14 protein-coding genes and 1 riboswitch are annotated in these 15462 nt (G+C 68.7%); of the genes, 4 read left to right on the forward strand and 10 right to left on the reverse strand.

The window, feature by feature from the left end; translation table 11 throughout:
* Position 1: 1 nt before the first annotated feature.
* From M1M07_RS09350 to M1M07_RS09390, 9 genes are all read right to left on the reverse strand, one after another.
* Entirely contained in the window at positions 2–1018 is a 1017-nt protein-coding gene (locus tag M1M07_RS09350) for an MlaD family protein (protein WP_197253304.1), read from the reverse strand.
* Positions 1018–2055, reverse strand: coding sequence for an MlaD family protein (locus M1M07_RS09355; protein ID WP_197253302.1), 1038 nt, complete (start codon positions 2053–2055; stop codon positions 1018–1020). Before M1M07_RS09355 ends, M1M07_RS09350 begins: the two co-directional genes overlap by 1 nt.
* The gene (locus M1M07_RS09360) at positions 2052–3068 is read right to left on the reverse strand and encodes an MlaD family protein (RefSeq protein WP_248673935.1); all 1017 of its coding nucleotides are present in this window, start codon (positions 3066–3068) and stop codon (positions 2052–2054) included. The genes M1M07_RS09355 and M1M07_RS09360 overlap by 4 nt, the downstream gene beginning before the upstream one ends.
* 8 nt (positions 3069–3076) lie before the next feature.
* Complete coding sequence (locus tag M1M07_RS09365; protein WP_197253300.1) at positions 3077–3961, reverse strand: ABC transporter permease; 885 nt, start codon at positions 3959–3961, stop codon at positions 3077–3079.
* Positions 3961–4695, reverse strand: a complete 735-nt coding sequence (locus tag M1M07_RS09370; RefSeq protein WP_231610964.1) for an ABC transporter permease — start codon at positions 4693–4695, stop codon at positions 3961–3963. The genes M1M07_RS09365 and M1M07_RS09370 overlap by 1 nt, the downstream gene beginning before the upstream one ends.
* Before the next feature lie 249 nt (positions 4696–4944).
* Positions 4945–5853, reverse strand: coding sequence for an oxygenase MpaB family protein (locus tag M1M07_RS09375; protein WP_197253299.1), 909 nt, complete (start codon positions 5851–5853; stop codon positions 4945–4947).
* Entirely contained in the window at positions 5850–6482 is a 633-nt protein-coding gene (locus M1M07_RS09380; RefSeq protein ID WP_197253298.1) for a TetR/AcrR family transcriptional regulator, read from the reverse strand. Before M1M07_RS09380 ends, M1M07_RS09375 begins: the two co-directional genes overlap by 4 nt.
* 341 nt (positions 6483–6823) lie before the next feature.
* Entirely contained in the window at positions 6824–8590 is a 1767-nt protein-coding gene (locus M1M07_RS09385) for a SulP family inorganic anion transporter (RefSeq protein WP_248673936.1), read from the reverse strand.
* A 450-nt stretch (positions 8591–9040) separates the two neighbouring features.
* Positions 9041–9406, reverse strand: a complete 366-nt coding sequence (locus M1M07_RS09390; RefSeq protein ID WP_197253294.1) for a helix-turn-helix transcriptional regulator — start codon at positions 9404–9406, stop codon at positions 9041–9043.
* Positions 9407–9632: 226 nt separating this feature from the next.
* On the opposite strand from M1M07_RS09390, the gene M1M07_RS09395 reads away from it, so the two are divergent.
* Together M1M07_RS09395 and M1M07_RS09400 are read left to right on the forward strand one after the other, a co-directional pair.
* Positions 9633–10064 carry an NfeD family protein gene (locus M1M07_RS09395; RefSeq protein WP_197253293.1) on the forward strand — a complete coding sequence of 144 codons (432 nt, stop codon included), beginning with the start codon at positions 9633–9635 and terminating at the stop codon, positions 10062–10064.
* Between the two features lie 2 nt (positions 10065–10066).
* Positions 10067–11320 carry an SPFH domain-containing protein gene (locus M1M07_RS09400; protein WP_197253292.1) on the forward strand — a complete coding sequence of 418 codons (1254 nt, stop codon included), beginning with the start codon at positions 10067–10069 and terminating at the stop codon, positions 11318–11320.
* A gap of 56 nt (positions 11321–11376) precedes the next feature.
* On the opposite strand, the gene M1M07_RS32995 is transcribed toward M1M07_RS09400, so the two are convergent.
* Entirely contained in the window at positions 11377–12405 is a 1029-nt protein-coding gene (locus M1M07_RS32995) for a DMT family transporter (protein WP_248673937.1), read from the reverse strand.
* A 139-nt stretch (positions 12406–12544) separates the two neighbouring features.
* Positions 12545–12635, reverse strand: a riboswitch (glycine riboswitch).
* A 256-nt stretch (positions 12636–12891) separates the two neighbouring features.
* On the opposite strand from M1M07_RS32995, the gene M1M07_RS09410 reads away from it, so the two are divergent.
* A complete protein-coding gene (locus M1M07_RS09410) occupies positions 12892–14385 on the forward strand; it encodes a class I adenylate-forming enzyme family protein (RefSeq protein ID WP_197253290.1) in 1494 nt (497 codons plus the stop codon).
* 37 nt (positions 14386–14422) lie between these two features.
* Positions 14423–15462, forward strand: a 1040-nt coding sequence (locus M1M07_RS09415; RefSeq protein ID WP_197253289.1) for an NADP-dependent oxidoreductase, incomplete at its 3' end; no start/stop codon positions are given.

The raw sequence follows: 15462 nt of genomic DNA on the forward strand, positions 1-15462 counted from the left end.
CTCAGCACCGTGTTCCCGGCATCGGGAGACAGACATCGGGTCGCTGGACCGTCAGCCCGCTCTGATCGAGAAGTGCCTGCCCTTCGGGACCCGCGATCGCGGCGAGTCCGGTCAGCGTGGCACGCATGGAATTCGTCATCTCCTCGACGGACGCCGACAGTTCCGCGCTGCTGTCCGCGGCCTCCACGAGGTGAGGAATGAGGGGTTCGACCTTCTCCTGGTACGGGCCGCTGAGGAAGTCGAACAGGAGTCCGGCGAGCCCGGATAGCCCGTCGGCGAAGATCTTCACGTCCTGGTGGGCTTCGACGATCTTCGGTCCGAGGATGGCGTAGCCCCGGATGATCTCGAGCGCGAGTTCCTGGTTGTCGTTGGCCGTGCGGAGATATTCGTTGGACAGTTCGAGCAGACTTTCGATCTGGTCCTTCTGGTTCGCCATGACGTCCATGACGGCTTCGATATCGGTGACCGTCATGCGCACCGCGTCCGGGGATTCGCCGAGCATCGCGGCGGTCTCGTCCAGGGCCGTGCGCAACGCCTCGGTGTCGAGTTCCTCCACCACCTCGGTGGCCTCCTCGAACATGTCGTTCACCAGGAACGGGAGGGCCGCGCGATTCTGCGGGATGGGCTCGGTCAGCGGCTGCCTGCCCGCCGGGTGCACCGCGAGGTACAGGCCCCCGATGGGGGTGAGCATCCGCACCGACACCGAGGTCTGGTCCCCGAGGAAATGCTCGGAGTCGACGGTGAACTCGACGTCGACGTGGTCGTCGGCCAGGGTCAGCCCGGTGACCGAGCCGACCGGAACACCCGCGATGCGCACGTCGTCGCCGGCGGCGAGCCCCGCGGATTCCGGCAGCTGCAGCCGGTAGGTCGACGCCCCGACCGGGCGCAGATAGAGCGCGAGGACGAGGCCGGCGATCAGGGCGAGGACGAGCAGACCGGACAGCGCCCACCACATCTGGGTGCGGGGATCGGCATCCTCGGATCCGAAATCGAGGCGTCCGAACATGCGGGTGCGCATCAGGCACCTCCGTTGCAGATGGTCAGGGGACGGCCCTCGAGCAGCACGTCGGCCTCGATCGGCAACTGCACCGCGCCGTTGCTGCACTGCCGGGCCGCGTCGACGCGCGGGACGAGGGAATTGATCCCCTCGAAGATCCCGGGCAGCACCGACAGGGTATTGATGGCCGTCTCCGGATCCGGGATCACCTCGTCCACCCGGATGATGAAGTCGTCGTTGCGCTCGAGGAAGTCCTCGTGGCCGGGATAGGCACCGAGACCGAGCTGGGCGAGCAGATTCACGGTGCGGTCGACCTCCGACATCTCGAGGGCGCCGAGCTTGGTCAGGGACAGGAACTCGGTCATGCGTGTCACCAGCGGGGTGAAGATCGAATGGAACACCTCGAGGATGTTCTCGAGGTTCTCGGACCGGCCTTCGAGTTGCTCGTTCAGGGCCGTGAAGTTGTCGAGGAGGGTGCTCATCAGAGCGCTGCGGTCCTCGGCGTAGCTCGCGAGTTCGGCGATGTCGCGCATGACCGGGGTCGGGCTGGATTCGCTGCCCTCGATCAGCGCGGCGACATTGGTCGCCAGCCGGTTGTAGACGGCCGGATCCGCTTCGCGGAGAAGCGGTTTGAGGCCGTTGAAGACGGTGGTGATGTCGAACGAGTCGACGGTGTTCACCACCAGCTCGGCCGGGTCGAGTTCCTGGCCGCCGTCCTCGCTGCGATCGAGTTCCAGATAGCGCTGGCCCGTCAGGTTCTGGAACTTGACCAGGAGCCGGTCCGAGTCACGCAGCCGGTACTCGTCGAGCACGGTGAAGTCGACGATCGCGCGGTTGCCGTCGGACACCGAGATGTCGACAACCTTGCCGATCTGCACGCCGCGCAGGCGCACGTCGGCGTTCTCCTTGAGACCGAAGACATCTCCGAACTGGGCCTGGTAGGCGACGGTCGAGCCGCCGACGGGTCGTTCGATCGCCTGCACGATCAGCACGATGATCAGGGCGACGACGGTCGCGAGCAGCGCCAGCCGGACGGCTGCCTGGCGGGGAGTTCTCATCGGACACCCCCGGTGTTCTCGAGCGGAACCCGGAAGGCCGGGAAGGTCTCCACGAGGACGTCCACCCCCAGGACCACCCGGTCACCCTGCTGGTGCAGGGCACCGTCGGCGCCGTCCACGAGCCGGGCGACCTGGTCGGGGGAGACGGTGCGCAGGCTCTGGTTCATCGGGATCAGGATGTCGAGCAGCATGTCCACGGCATCCGAGGTCGGGCCCAGGGCGCCGACGATCTCACCGGACAGCGCGAGCACGAGATGCGAGACCTCGGTGATCGTCTCGCTCGCCTGCCGGGTGCGGAAATCGTCCTCGAGTTCCTCGACGGACGCGATCGCCGACAGGGTGTTCAGGGCCGACGGGGTGAACACGGCGATGCCCTCGGAGACGTCGGCGAACTTCGGCAGCAGCTCGCTCAGCGGCTCGTTCTGGGTGCGGGCGATGTTGCGCATCACCAGCAGCGACGAGGCGAGCAACGGCGCCATCTGCTGCGTCAGCTCCGCGGCACTGTCGATCGAGTCCGACAGCTGCGGCGTCACCACATCCAGCAGCAGCCGGCCGGAATCGCGCAGCACCGTGGTCACGGTGAAGTCCCCGACGTCGCCGAGGGCGAGGGTGCTGCCCGGTTCGATCGGCTCTCCGCCCGGCATCGGGATGAGTTCGAGTGCGGTGGAACCGAAGATGTTCGACGAGACGAACCGGGTGTGCATCGACGTCGACAGTTCGTCCAAGTGGTTCTCGTCCACGCTGAGCCTGACGATCTGATTCTGAGGCCCCTGGGGCTCGACGTCGATCACCGTGCCGATCGACATGCCCCGCAGGCGAACCGCGGTGTCGGTGGAGACCCCGTCACCGAGATTCGTCGCGGTGACCGCGAATTCGACCTCACCGGACCGATCCGGCTCCGTCGCCCACCAGGCCGCGGTGACGACGAGCGCGGCCGCGACGACAACCGCGAGCCCGCGGATCCGTAACCCCCGGCGACCGGGCCCGAAGCCCGAATACTGTGCTGTGCTCACTTACTCCCTCACCCCGAGAAACTGATCGTCGCGTCGAGTCCCCACATCACGAGCGTGAGCACCATGTCGGTGGTCACGATCAGGACGAGGCTCGCGCGGATGGCCCGCCCGGATGCGATCCCGACCCCCTCGGGACCGCCGCTCGCGTGATAGCCCTGGTAGGCGTGCACGAGCGTCACGACCAGGACGAACACCACGACCTTGATCAGCGAGTAGATCAGGTCGACCGGCTCGGTGAACATGTGGAAGTAGTGGTCGTAGGCGCCCGAACCCTGGCCCTGCACCACGGTGACGGTCACGCCGGTGGCGGCGAACCCGAGCGCGAGCGCGATGAGATAGGACGGGACGACGGCACCGACCGCGGCGATGAGCCGGGTGGACACGACGTACGGAATCGAGTCGATGGCCTGGGCCTCGAGCGCGTCGATCTCCTCCGAGATCCGCATCGCACCGACCTCGGCCGTGATCCGGCACCCGGCCTGCGCGGCGAAACCGATCGCGGCGATCAGCGGCGCGAGCTCGCGCGGGTTGGCCAGCGCCGACATCGCACCGGTCAGCGGTCCCATCCCGAGCATGTCCAGCGCCGAGAACCCGACGAGACCGACCATCGCACCCGCGACGATGCCGAGGATGGCCAGGACCGGGGCGACGCCGCCGCCGACGATGACGGCGCGGCCGTTACCCCAGGTCAGGTCGGTGAAGATCGCGACGGTCTGGCGCCGGTTGCGGCGCAGGGCGTGTCCGATCCCGCGGAACGAGACGACGACGAAGTGCAGGTAGAGCCCGAGGGACTCGATCGGGTCCCAGGCCCGGCGTGCGTGACGCGTCCACCGCAGGCCCCTGGGCAGATAGGGGGACGGCGCCGCGACCGGGGTCTTCTGTGCGGCGCTCATCAGAGGAACCTCATCGGAACGAACATCAGGACCACCTGGGTGATGAAGAGGTTGACGACCATGCAGGCGATGATGCTGAGCACCACGGCCGCATTGACGCTGTCGGCCACGCCCTTCGGGCCGCCCTTGGCCTCGAGCCCGCGCTGGCTCGAGATGACGGCCACCACGTAACCGAAGACCGCGGCCTTGAGCAGACACACGATCAGGTCGGTGGTCGAGGCGAAGCTGCCGAAGGACAACCAGTACGAGCCCGGGGCCACCCCCTGGCCGAGGGAGGCGACCGCGAAGCTCGCGAGGATGCTCATCAGGATGATCAGCACGGACAGCATGGGGGCGACGACGACCATCGCCAGGATGCGGGGGGAGACCAGCCGGCGTTGCGGGTCGATACCCAGGGTGCGCAGCGCGTCGATCTCCTCCCGGATGGTGCGGGAGGCCAGGTCCGCGGAGATCGCCGACCCGCCCGCCCCGCCGATGAGCAGGGCCGCGGCCAGCGGCGCGATCTGCTGCATGACGCCCATGCCGCCGACCGCGCCGGCCATCGAGTTGGCGCCGACGTTGTCGGTCATGCTGCCGACCTGCACGGCGATGACCACACCGAGCGGCAGGGCGACCAGGATCGCGGGTACGGCCGACACCGAGATGAAGAACCAGCCCTGAACGATCGCCTCCCGCAGCGGGAAGCGGCCGGTGGCGATGTCGACGACGAGGTATGCGGTGGCGCGGAAGGCCAACCGGAGCGTGCGCCCGAAGGTGCGTGTCGCCTCGGCGCCGCGTGCGGCGACGGCCCCGCCGAACGGCCGGCCCCCCGGCGCGGCGTCGTCCACGGTTCGTGAAGTCACGTTGATCCCCCTGAGAAAACTGGTGGTGAAGAGCCGAGCGCGCAGCGGGCGGGTCCGGCGGGACCGCGTCGACGACCGCAGCGTCGGTACCGCGTCCGGGACGAATCCGGGGACGCGTTCGATGAACGGTGGAACCGGGTGTCAGACCTCCAGGGCAGCGCGGGCTTCGGGGATCATCCGCACACGTGCGGGGAGTATGCGGCCGGCGGCGCGCACGATCGCGATCAGTGCCCGGAACTCGCGTTCGCGGGCCGGGCTCCACGGCACACCCCAGATCTGCCGGACGTGCTCGGGGAAGGCACCGAACATCAGGGTCTCGACCGGCCGGCCCGTCAGCTTCTCCAGCAGCGCCGGCAGCGGACGGGGCAGTGCCGCGAGTTTCGGTTGGAGAGTTGCGATCACGTCCTGCTCGTCGACGAGTTGCTGCATCCGCCGGGTGCCGGGCGACATGGCGAGTTTCTCCACGACCCCCTGCTCGACGTACGTGCGCAGACCCGCGGCATCGGTGGGCATGTCCTGCTCGCGCACCCCGAAGAGCAGGCCGAGGCGGCGGCTCTCCCGGTAGAACGCTTCCACCTCGGCCTCGGGTTGCGGACCGAAGCAGACCGTGATCGCGTAGATCAGGGACTCGATCGTGGTGAGGTGCACCCACGTCCACACGTCGCGGTTCCACGCGTGGTACTTGCGCCCCTCGTAGTCGAGTCCGGTGATGGGCCGGTGCATCTCGCGCAGTTCACGCGCGGATTCGGCCACGTTCTCGCCGAAGTAGATCCGGTAGGTGTAGGCCAGGGTGTTCTCCGCGCGCACCGACGGCCGGCTGAACGACTTCGAATGTTGTTCGAGCGCAACCATGACGGTGGGATGCGTGCCCTGCAGCGACAGTGCCCGGAACAGGAACAGCGGCCAGATCCGCCGATCCGCCAGCAGGCGGACGAAGGTGCGGTCGGCGACGGGAACGTCCTCCTCGATGTCCACCGAAACACGTTGTGCCGGAGTGGTTTCCATCGCGATCTCCTCGGGTTCGGTGAGCGGGGGCCGGGACGGGGTCATCCGGCAGGCGGTGTGGGCGGCACGACGAGGAACGACAGCATCGTCCTGGCGATGCGTCGTACTCCGTCGTCGGTCGCCGTGGCGGGTCCGAGGTCGGGAGCCAGCCAGACGCTCGCGAAGAAGCGGGAGATGATCTCCGCGGCGGTCTCGGTGTCGAACTCGATGCCGGTCTCCCGCGCCGTGGATTCGAGCTCCTCGCGGACGGAGGTGAGCAGCATGGTGGCGATCTGCGGGTCGTGCATGAGGGGGAGTGCAGCGCCGTCGTCGACGAAGCGCCGGCCCACCGGATGGTTCCGGACGGTGCGCACGGCTTCGACGAGCCACTCGACCGACCTTTCGAGGGGGTCCTCGATCGAGTCGATCGCGGCGTGGAACTCGGTGACGAGGCGATCGAGTTCCCAGGCGAACGCGCGGGAGAGCAGCTCTTCCTTGGTGTCGAAGCGGCGGAACACCGTCGCGCGTCCCACGCCGGCTTCGGCCGCCACGTCGGTCACGGTGGTCCGTTCCAGGCCGTGACGAGCCAGGCACCGCATGGTCGCCGCGAGGATGGCGGCGTCGGTGGGGTCGAGGTCGGTGCTGTGGCCGACGAGTGCTCCGACCAGGAGCGAGCGGACCGGGGTGATACCCATAGTTCGGGAACGGTATCACCGATCTCACCGAGTGCAAATAACAAGTTCTAGCTAACCGAACTTATGTTTGTGCAGGCCTCTTGCCACCGGGCCTGAAACAGAGTTCATTCGACAGCTGCCCCCGATGGACCACGGGACTCGCACGGGAGCGGCCGCGGGCCCGAGCGGTTGTCGAGGGCGCGATCGGTGCGATGCGGACGCTCCCGACGCGGACCGGTCACGGCCGGGACGAACACCGGGGGCCGCGAGAACCCCGACGAGGGGTCGGGCAGCGTCGGTTTGCACCGGGCCCCGAGGCGCGGCGTCGGTGTGGTGGTGCCGGAGTGGATCTCCGGCGTCGGTCAGTCCTCGGTGCCGGTGCCGGTGCCGGTGCCGGTGCCGGTGGAGGCGTAGTGGCTGTCGGGAAGGACGAGCATGCGCGCGAAGCCGATCGCGCGCGGGGTCGTCTCGAAGACGGGTCGTTCCTGGCCGTCGCTGGTGGTGAACACGCCGACAGCTTCGAGTGGGCGTACGTGTTCGGGCTTGGTACCGGAGATCAACACGGTGATGTGACGGTGCTCGAGTTTGGTGATGGCGTCCTTGAGGACGATCGCGCCGGTGGCGTCGAGGGCGGTCACCCGCGACATGCGCAGGATCACCACCTTCACGTCCGCGACCTCGGCGAGTTCGAGGAGGAATCGGTGCGCCGCGGCGAAGAACAACGCGCCCTCGATGCGGTAGGCGACGATGTGCTCGCGCAGGAGTTCGTGCTCTTCGGCCAGGTGATCGCCCTGTTCGAGCGGGACCTGCTCGATCCGCGCCGACTTGGCGACTGCCCGCAGCGCGAGGAGCGCGGCGAATCCGACGCCGACGGCGACCGCGGTGACCAGATCGAAGACGACCGTGACGAGGAACGTCGCGATCATCACCACGGTGTCGGCGCGGCCGGCGCGGGCGATGGCGAGGACGGAGGCGGTCTCGACCATCCGGACGGTGGTGGCCAGGAGCACCCCGGCGAGCGCGGAGAGGGGAATCTCGGCGACGAGACCGGCGGCCAGGTACACGATCGCGGCGAGGATGAGCGCGTGGGTCAGGGCCGCGAGCCGGGTCCGGGCGCCGGAGCGGACGTTGACCGCGGTCCGGGCGATCGCGCCGGTCGCCGGGACACCGCCGAACAGCGGTGCGGCGATGTTCGCCAGGCCCTGCCCGAACAGTTCCCGGTCGGGATCGTGGCGCGTGCCGACGGCCATCGAATCCGCGGCGGTCGCCGAGAGGAGCGACTCGAGCGCCGCCAAGGCGGCCACGGCGAGGGCCGGTGCGATCAGCGAGGTGAGATTCCCCAGGTCCAGGAAGCTCAGGGTCGGTGCGGAGAACCCGGACGGAATGGCGCCGATCCGGGCGATGTCCCAGCCGAACAGTTGCGCGACGACGGTCGCGGCGGCGACCGCGACGAGGGAGAACGGAATCCGCGGGAAGAAGCGTCCGCCGATGAGAATCGCCACCGCGACCACCAGCGCGATCGACGGTGTCAGGATCGACGGGTCCGCGACGAACTTGTGCACCGCGTCGAACGCGGACTGCCACACCTTCTCGCCCTCGGCGCCGGAGATGCCCAGGGCGGCCGGGACCTGCTGGAGAGCGATGACGACGGCGATGCCGGCGGTGAACCCTTCGATCACGGGGGCCGGCATGTAGCGGACGGCTCGGCCGATGCCCGCGAATGCCAGCGCGACCAGGACCACACCCGCGATCAGCCCGACCGCGAGCACACCCGTCGGGCCGTACTGGGCCACGATCGGCACCAGGACCACCGTCATCGCGCCTGTGGGGCCCGACACCTGGAATCGGGAACCGCCGAACACGGCCGCGACGGCTCCGGCGATGACCGCGGTGGTCAGGCCTGCGGCGGCACCGAGGCCGGAGCTGACACCGAAGCCCAGCGCCAGCGGCAGTGCCACCAGCGCGACGATCAGGCCGGAGAGCAGATCGGCGCCGGGAGCGCGGAGCGCGGGTTTCCACTCGCTCCATCGGGGCAGGAGTGCGGCGACCGACCGAACCACGCCGGAGACGCGGTTACCGGTGGGGCCGGTCGTGTTCGCGGGCTCGTTCGGGCTTCCCAGTACAGACATGTGCAGCTTCCTCAGTGTGCCGAGAACCTTTCCGGCGAGGGAAAGCCGGGTGATGCGTGGTGCGCGGTTCGGTCGACTGTGGTGGACGGGTGTTGCGGATCGTTTCCCCCGGCCGGGCCTGTCGAGGGGCACAGGCCCGGCCGGGGGAGACGCGGCCCCGGCAGGGAGGAGGCGATCCCTCTCCTCCGTGCCGGGGCCCGGGGGAAGGCGCGGAACGCGGGCAGATCGACGTGATGCGTTCCGCGCCTGGGTCATGGGCCCGGCGCTGCGGCCGTCAGGCTTCGCGGCGGCAGTTTCGTGCTACCGGTGGATCCGCGCGCGTCGTGGTCCTTGTCGCTCACCCTCATCGTCCGTTCGTGCAAGGTGTGTATTTAGGAATCATGCAAGGTATGAAGTTTAGAAAAACCGCAATCAGCGGGTGCGGGCTGCGCCGCGCCGAAGCTCGGCCGGTCAGCCTGCCGAGTTGCCCACCAGTGTCGGGGACTCCGGTTGGTCCTCGAGCAGCTCGGCCTGTCCCGCGACCACGCCCGTGAGGATCCCCCTGGCGATCTTCAACAGATCCGCGACCTGCGGCGAGGTCAACGTGTAGGAGACCGAGAGGCCCTCCCGCCTGGCCGTCACCAGTCCGGCGCGGCGCAGGATCGACAGCTGCTGGGACAGGTTCGCCGGTTCGATCCCGACCTCCGGCAGCATCTCCGAGACGGCGTGATCACGCTCGCTCAGCAGTTCGAGCACCCTGATCCGCGCCGGGTGCCCCAGTGTTTTGAAGAAGTCCGCCTTCATCTGGTACAGCGGTTGGCGCGCGTTCGTGGCCATGGCGCCTCCTGTGGTCTCCGTCGGCCGGCGGCTTCCGGTCGAGGGGTTCTCGTCCTCGTCGTGGGAACGCATTCGTGCACCCTCACGCTCGGCGGAATCATGCCATGCGGAAGAGCTATTTGCGAATCTTAGCAATTCGCCAATTGGCGTTGCTGCCGACGGTGCCCGCGAGGACCGCTCTGCCTGGGCGTCTGCCCCGGTGTCCGATTTGTGGTTCGATGGTGACGTGACGGCATTGATCTGGCTGATCGCGGGTGTGGCCCTCGCCGCAGCCGAGGCGCTGACCGGAGACTTCGTGCTGCTCATGCTCGGTGGCGCCGCCCTGGTGACCGCGGGCGTCTCGGCTGCGACGGACTTTCCCGTGTGGGCCGATGCCGTGGTGTTCGCGCTGTCCTCGCTGGTGCTGCTGCTCGGGGTTCGACCGGCGCTGCGCCGGCGCTATTCGGCTCCGCCCGCGCTGACCACGGGTGTCGACGCGCTGCCGGGCAAACATGCCCTCGTTCTCGAGCAGGTCGACGAGCATTCGGGCCGGGTGAAGATCGACGGTGAGGTCTGGACGGCGCGCCCGCTCGACGAAACCGCGGTGTACGAACCGGGAACCACTGTGACGGTGATGCAGATCGACGGCGCGACGGCCGTCGTATGGAGGGGTGTCTGACGATGGAAGCGTTGATCGTGCTCGCCGTCCTGGTGGCACTCGTGGTGCTGGTCGTGGTCAAGTCGGTCGCGTTGGTGCCGCAGGCCGAGGCCGCGGTGATCGAACGGCTGGGTCGCTACTACCGGACCGCGTCCGGACAGCTCACCTTCCTGGTGCCGTTCGTCGACCGGATCCGCGCGAAGGTCGACCTGCGCGAACGGGTCGTCTCGTTCCCGCCGCAGCCGGTGATCACCCAGGACAACCTGACGCTGAGCATCGACACCGTCGTGTACTTCCAGGTCACCAACCCGCAGGCAGCGGTCTACGAGATCAGCAACTACATCGCCGCGGTCGAGCAGCTGACGGTGACGACGCTGCGCAACGTCGTCGGTGGGATGACCCTCGAAGACACCCTGACCTCGCGCGACTCCATCAACGGTCAGCTTCGGGGCGTGCTCGACGAAGCGACCGGCCGGTGGGGGCTGCGGGTCGCCCGTGTCGAGCTGAAGAGCATCGATCCGCCGCCGTCGATCCAGGAATCGATGGAGAAGCAGATGAAGGCCGATCGCGAGAAGCGCGCGATGATCCTCACCGCCGAGGGTCACCGCGAGGCCGCGATCAAGACCGCCGAGGGCGACAAGCAGTCGCGGATCCTGTCGGCCGAGGGCGCCAAGCAGGCCGCGATTCTCGAGGCCGAGGCCGACCGCCAGTCCCGGATCCTGCGGGCCCAGGGCGATCGGGCCGCGAAGTATCTCGAGGCGCAGGGGCAGGCGAAGGCCATCGAGAAGGTGTTCGCGGCGATCAAGTCCGGTAGGCCGACGCCCGAACTGCTCGCGTACCAGTACCTGCAGACGCTGCCGCAGATGGCGCAGGGTGACGCGAACAAGGTGTGGCTGGTGCCCAGCGACTTCGGTGATGCGCTCAAGGGATTCGCGAAGACCCTCGGCGCGCCCGGCGACGACGGGGTCTTCCGCTTCGAGCCGACGGCCGTCGAGGAGGAACTGCCCCGGCCGGAGGACGACACCGCCGAGGTCGCCGACTGGTTCACCACCGCCCGCGACCCGGAGGTCGCGCAGGCGGTCGCCGAGGCCGAGGCCGTCGCGCGCAAGCCGGTCGAGCCGGCGGTGCGCACGAGCGGGGAACCGGCCGGAGGACCGGAGTTCGGCACGCCCGGGGCGCTGCCGGCGTCGGAGCAGTTCTCGGCCGGCTGGGTGCCGCCCGCAGCACCGGACCTCGCGCCTCCCGCGTCGGAGGAACCGCGGCACCGCCAGGACTGACCCCCCGCTCGTGCGTGGTTTCGGTAGCGGGTGCTACCGAAACCACGCACGAGGGGTTATCGCCGGGCGAGCAGCGGCAGCGCCATCGCCACCAGGATCAGCGCCGAACCGAACACGGCCGGGGTGGACGCGGCCTCGCCGAATGCCAGCACGCCGATCGTCAGGGCCACCACCACTTCGAGATAGGACAGACCCGAGAGCTCGGCGGCACGCAGGTGCTTACCGGCGACCACCAGCAACCCCAGGGCGAACAGACCGCAGACGACGAAGAACCCCGCCGCCCAAGCCCAGTTGCTCGCCGTCATGCCCGACAGATCGGGCCGCGTCACCACGACCATCGCCGCGGTCGCGATCGCGCCGAAGGCGAAGTTCCAGAAGCACCGGACGTCGGACGGCATGTCGCTCCGGTAGCGGTAGCACAGCAGGGCGGCGCCGTAGAAGATCCCCGACGCGACCCCGAGCACGGTCCCCAGCGTCTCCTGCTCGCCACCGCCGGAAGTCCCGCCGACGAAACCGGCCGCGAACAGCATGCCGACGAACGCCGCGCCGAGTGACAACGCGTCGAGGCGCGTGATCGATTCCTTCAACACCACGCGGGCGAGGACGGTCGCGACGACCGGTCCGAGATAGTGCAACACGACGGCCCGGGACAGGTCGGTCAGGACGGTCGCGGACAGGTAGGTGGCCAGCGACAGGCCGAGGAAGACCCCACCTGCGACGACCGACGCGGACAGGCGGACTCGCCGCACCTGCCCGAGACGGCGGGTGAACGCGAGCAGCACCAGCATGCCCACCGCGCCCACCGCCATGCGCCCGAAGGTCAGGGCCTCACCGAGCACCGCGCCGTCGGGCGTGGCCATGCGTCCGAACAGACCGGCCGCGCCCATCGCCGTGGCGGACAGGACGATGGCGACGACGCCGAATCGCCGGTCGCGGGAGGGCGCGGATCGGGGAGCGGGAGCGGGAAGCTGGGCGCGCGGCGGCGCGGCGGAAACTTGGGCGCGCGGCGGCGCGGCGGAAACTTGGGCGCGCGGCGGCGCGGCGGAAACTTGGGCGCGCGGCGGCGCGCCGAGGGAAACGGTCACACGTATTCCTCAGGCCAGGGTGCACTGCGGCACCAGCGGGTGATGTCGTTTCCCCGCTCTGTCATTGACCTGAGAGCTTTCGCGGACGTGATCCGCTTACACCTTCGGTGAACCCGGACGGGTTGCTTTCCAGAGGAGCCTCGCCACGGCGGTCTGGGGGCCTGAGAGATTCCCGGGGAGGTTGCTCCTTCGGCGCCCGCTGCTGTGCGGGACTCTCCCGCCGCGGTTCGGGTGGCTGTTCAGTTGTGGCGTCAAGTATGTCATGGCTGCGGGTGCGTGAGCATGTCGGGTTGTTTTCGCAGGTCACAGGCCATATCGGAAAAGATCGTCAGATACCTTCACAAATATAGGCATAATTGCTATGGTGTGGGTCACACGGTTTTTCGACCGGCGCGCATCGGTGATTTCGCATTCCGACGAATCGGGACCACCGGTCGACTCGTCTCTTCTCTCGTACGGCAACGGCATCTACAGACAGGTGGTCATATGGGCATCGGGATGGTCCTCGACATGGCGTCTGCCGCCACCCCCGATCGGATCGCTCTGGGTCCGCGGGCGAACGGCACGACCTATCGGCAACTCGACGAACTCGCTTCGCGCGGTGCGGGCCTGCTCGCCGAGCTCGGAGCCCGCCACGTCGTCTTCGTCGGCGTCAACAGTCCGGTGCTCCCCACGCTGATGTTCGCAGCGGGGCGCGCCGGAATCCCCCTGGCTCCCTTGAACTACCGGCTTCCGGCCCCGCAATTGCTCGAACTGATCGACCGACTCGACGATCCGGTGGTCGTGGCGGACGCCGAGTACGTGACCAAACTCGACGGATGCGCGAGCCGCATCGTCTCGACGGACGAATTTCTCGGACTGGCGAACGCGACGGAGCCGTTGGAGGCCGATCGCTCGGAGGACGAGGGCACGGCGATCGTGCTGTTCACCTCCGGTACCACCTCGGCTCCGAAGGGCGTGCTGCTCCGTCACCGGCACCTTCTGTCGTACCTCCTCAACACCGTCGAATTCGGTTCCGCGGCAGAGGAACACGCGACCCTGGTGAGCACCCCGCCGTATCACATCGCAGGCCTCGGGGCCGTCCTGAGCAACGTCTACTCGGGTCGCCGCATGGTCTACCTGCCCGATTTCACGCCGCAGGGATGGCTCGACCTCGTCCGGACGGAGGGGGTCACCAGCGCCATGGTGGTGCCCACGATGCTCGCCCGCATCGTCGACCACCTCGACGGCGCGCCCGCCGACGTCCCCACGCTCGGGTCGCTCGCCTACGGCGGCGCACGGATGCCCCAACCGGTCCTCGAACGTGCTCTCGCGGCGTTCGGCGACACCGGATTCGTCAACGCCTACGGCCTGACCGAAACCAGTTCGACGATCGCGGTCCTCGGCCCCGAGGACCATCGGGAGGCCTTCGCGAATCCGGAACTGCGCGGCCGGCTCGCCTCGACCGGCCGGATCGTGCCCGGTATCGAGGCGCAGATCCGTTCGGAGGACGGCGATCGCGTACTGCCCGAGGGGGAGACGGGCCTGCTGTGGGTGCGCGGAGCGCAGGTCAGCGGCGAGTACATGGGTAACGGTTCGGTGCTCGACGCGGACGGTTGGTTCCCCACCCGGGACCGCGCCCGGATCGAGGACGGCTATCTCTACATCGGTGGCCGCGCGGACGACACCATCATCCGTGGTGGTGAGAACATCGCGCCGGCCGAGATCGAGGACGTGCTGGCGCGTCATCCCCAGGTGCGGGAGGTGGCCGTGATCGGCACCCCCGACGACGAGTGGGGTGAACGGATCTGCGCGGTGATCGTCCCGGCGGCGGACGCCCACGACGACGCCGACGCGATCCGGACGTGGTGCCGCGAGCGCCTGCGCGGCTCGAGGACTCCCGACGACGTGGTGTTCGTCGACGATCTGCCTCGTACCCCGACCGGCAAACTCGTGCGCCGCGACCTCGTCGAACAGGTCACCGCCGGCCTCGCAGGATGACCCCGCCGTCCGCATCGTGGAGAGAACAGGCATTGCCGTGACCGACACCGTCGACACCGAACTCCTCCGGCGCGAGTGGGTCCTTCGGGCACGTCCGAACGGGCGCCCCCGCGCCACCGACGTCGAACTGGTCGAGACGACTCTCGGCGAACCTGCTCCCGGGCAGGTCCGCGTGCGGAATCTCGTCATGTCCGTCGAGCCCTACATGCGGGGCCGGATGGGGGGAGGGGCTTCCTACGCCGAACCGTACGAGCTCGATGCGCCCATGCTCGCGCCGACGGTCGGCGTCGTGTCCCGCTCGGATCGGCCGGAGCTGCCGGTGGGCTCGCTCGTTCTCCACGAATACGGTTGGCGCACGGAAAGTCTCGTCGACGTGACCGACTGCCGCAGGCTCCGGCACGACGACCTGCCCGCGGCTCTTCACCTGAGTGTCCTCGGTATCCCGGGGATGACGGCCTGGGTGGGGATCGACCGGATCGCGCAGGTCCGAGACGGCGACGTGGTGTTCGTGTCGTCCGCGGCCGGCGCGGTCGGGTCCACCGCCGTCCAGTTGGCGAAACAGCGCGGCGCCGTGGTGATCGCGAGTGCCGGATCGCCGGAGAAAGTCGCGCTCACAAAGGAACTCGGAGCGGACGCGGCCTTCGACCACCACGACGGGCCGGCGAAGGACCTGCTGCGTACCGCGATGGCCGAAGTCGGGGCCACGGCTCTCGACGTCTACTTCGACAACGTCGGAGGAGAACAGCTGGAAGCGGCCATCCGGGTGCTCGCCGACCACGCCCGCATCGCCCTGTGCGGGATGATCAGTGTCTACAACTCCGCCGCACCCGTGCCCGGTCCGAGCAATCTCCTGAAACTGATCTGGCGCCGCGCCCGGATGGAAGGCTTCCTGCTGGCCGACCATCTCGACGCACGCGAGCAGTTCGAGGACGAGATGGCCGGGCTCGTCCGGACCGGACGGATCCGGCCCGTCCACACCGAATTCTCTGGCGGCATCGCCGGTGCATGGGACGCCTTCGTCGGGATGCTCGACGGCGCCGCCACCGGCAAGGCCCTCGTTCCGCTCACCCCCTCCAC

Source organism: Rhodococcus sp. HM1 (assembly GCF_023218075.1).
Classification (GTDB): Bacteria; Actinomycetota; Actinomycetes; order Mycobacteriales; family Mycobacteriaceae; genus Rhodococcus.

What these genes read in the sequence shown, in the direction of transcription:
- M1M07_RS09390 (WP_197253294.1), bottom strand. Translation starts at nt 9,406, where the DNA reads ATGGCCACGAACGCGCGCCAACCGCTGTACCAGATGAAGGCGGACTTC.
- M1M07_RS09410 (WP_197253290.1), top strand. Translation starts at nt 12,892, where the DNA reads ATGGGCATCGGGATGGTCCTCGACATGGCGTCTGCCGCCACCCCCGAT.
- M1M07_RS09380 (WP_197253298.1), bottom strand. Translation starts at nt 6,482, where the DNA reads ATGGGTATCACCCCGGTCCGCTCGCTCCTGGTCGGAGCACTCGTCGGC.
- M1M07_RS09385 (WP_248673936.1), bottom strand. Translation starts at nt 8,590, where the DNA reads ATGTCTGTACTGGGAAGCCCGAACGAGCCCGCGAACACGACCGGCCCC.
- M1M07_RS09350 (WP_197253304.1), bottom strand. Translation starts at nt 1,018, where the DNA reads ATGCGCACCCGCATGTTCGGACGCCTCGATTTCGGATCCGAGGATGCC.
- M1M07_RS09355 (WP_197253302.1), bottom strand. Translation starts at nt 2,055, where the DNA reads ATGAGAACTCCCCGCCAGGCAGCCGTCCGGCTGGCGCTGCTCGCGACC.
- M1M07_RS09365 (WP_197253300.1), bottom strand. Translation starts at nt 3,961, where the DNA reads ATGAGCGCCGCACAGAAGACCCCGGTCGCGGCGCCGTCCCCCTATCTG.
- M1M07_RS09400 (WP_197253292.1), top strand. Translation starts at nt 10,067, where the DNA reads ATGGAAGCGTTGATCGTGCTCGCCGTCCTGGTGGCACTCGTGGTGCTG.
- M1M07_RS09375 (WP_197253299.1), bottom strand. Translation starts at nt 5,853, where the DNA reads ATGACCCCGTCCCGGCCCCCGCTCACCGAACCCGAGGAGATCGCGATG.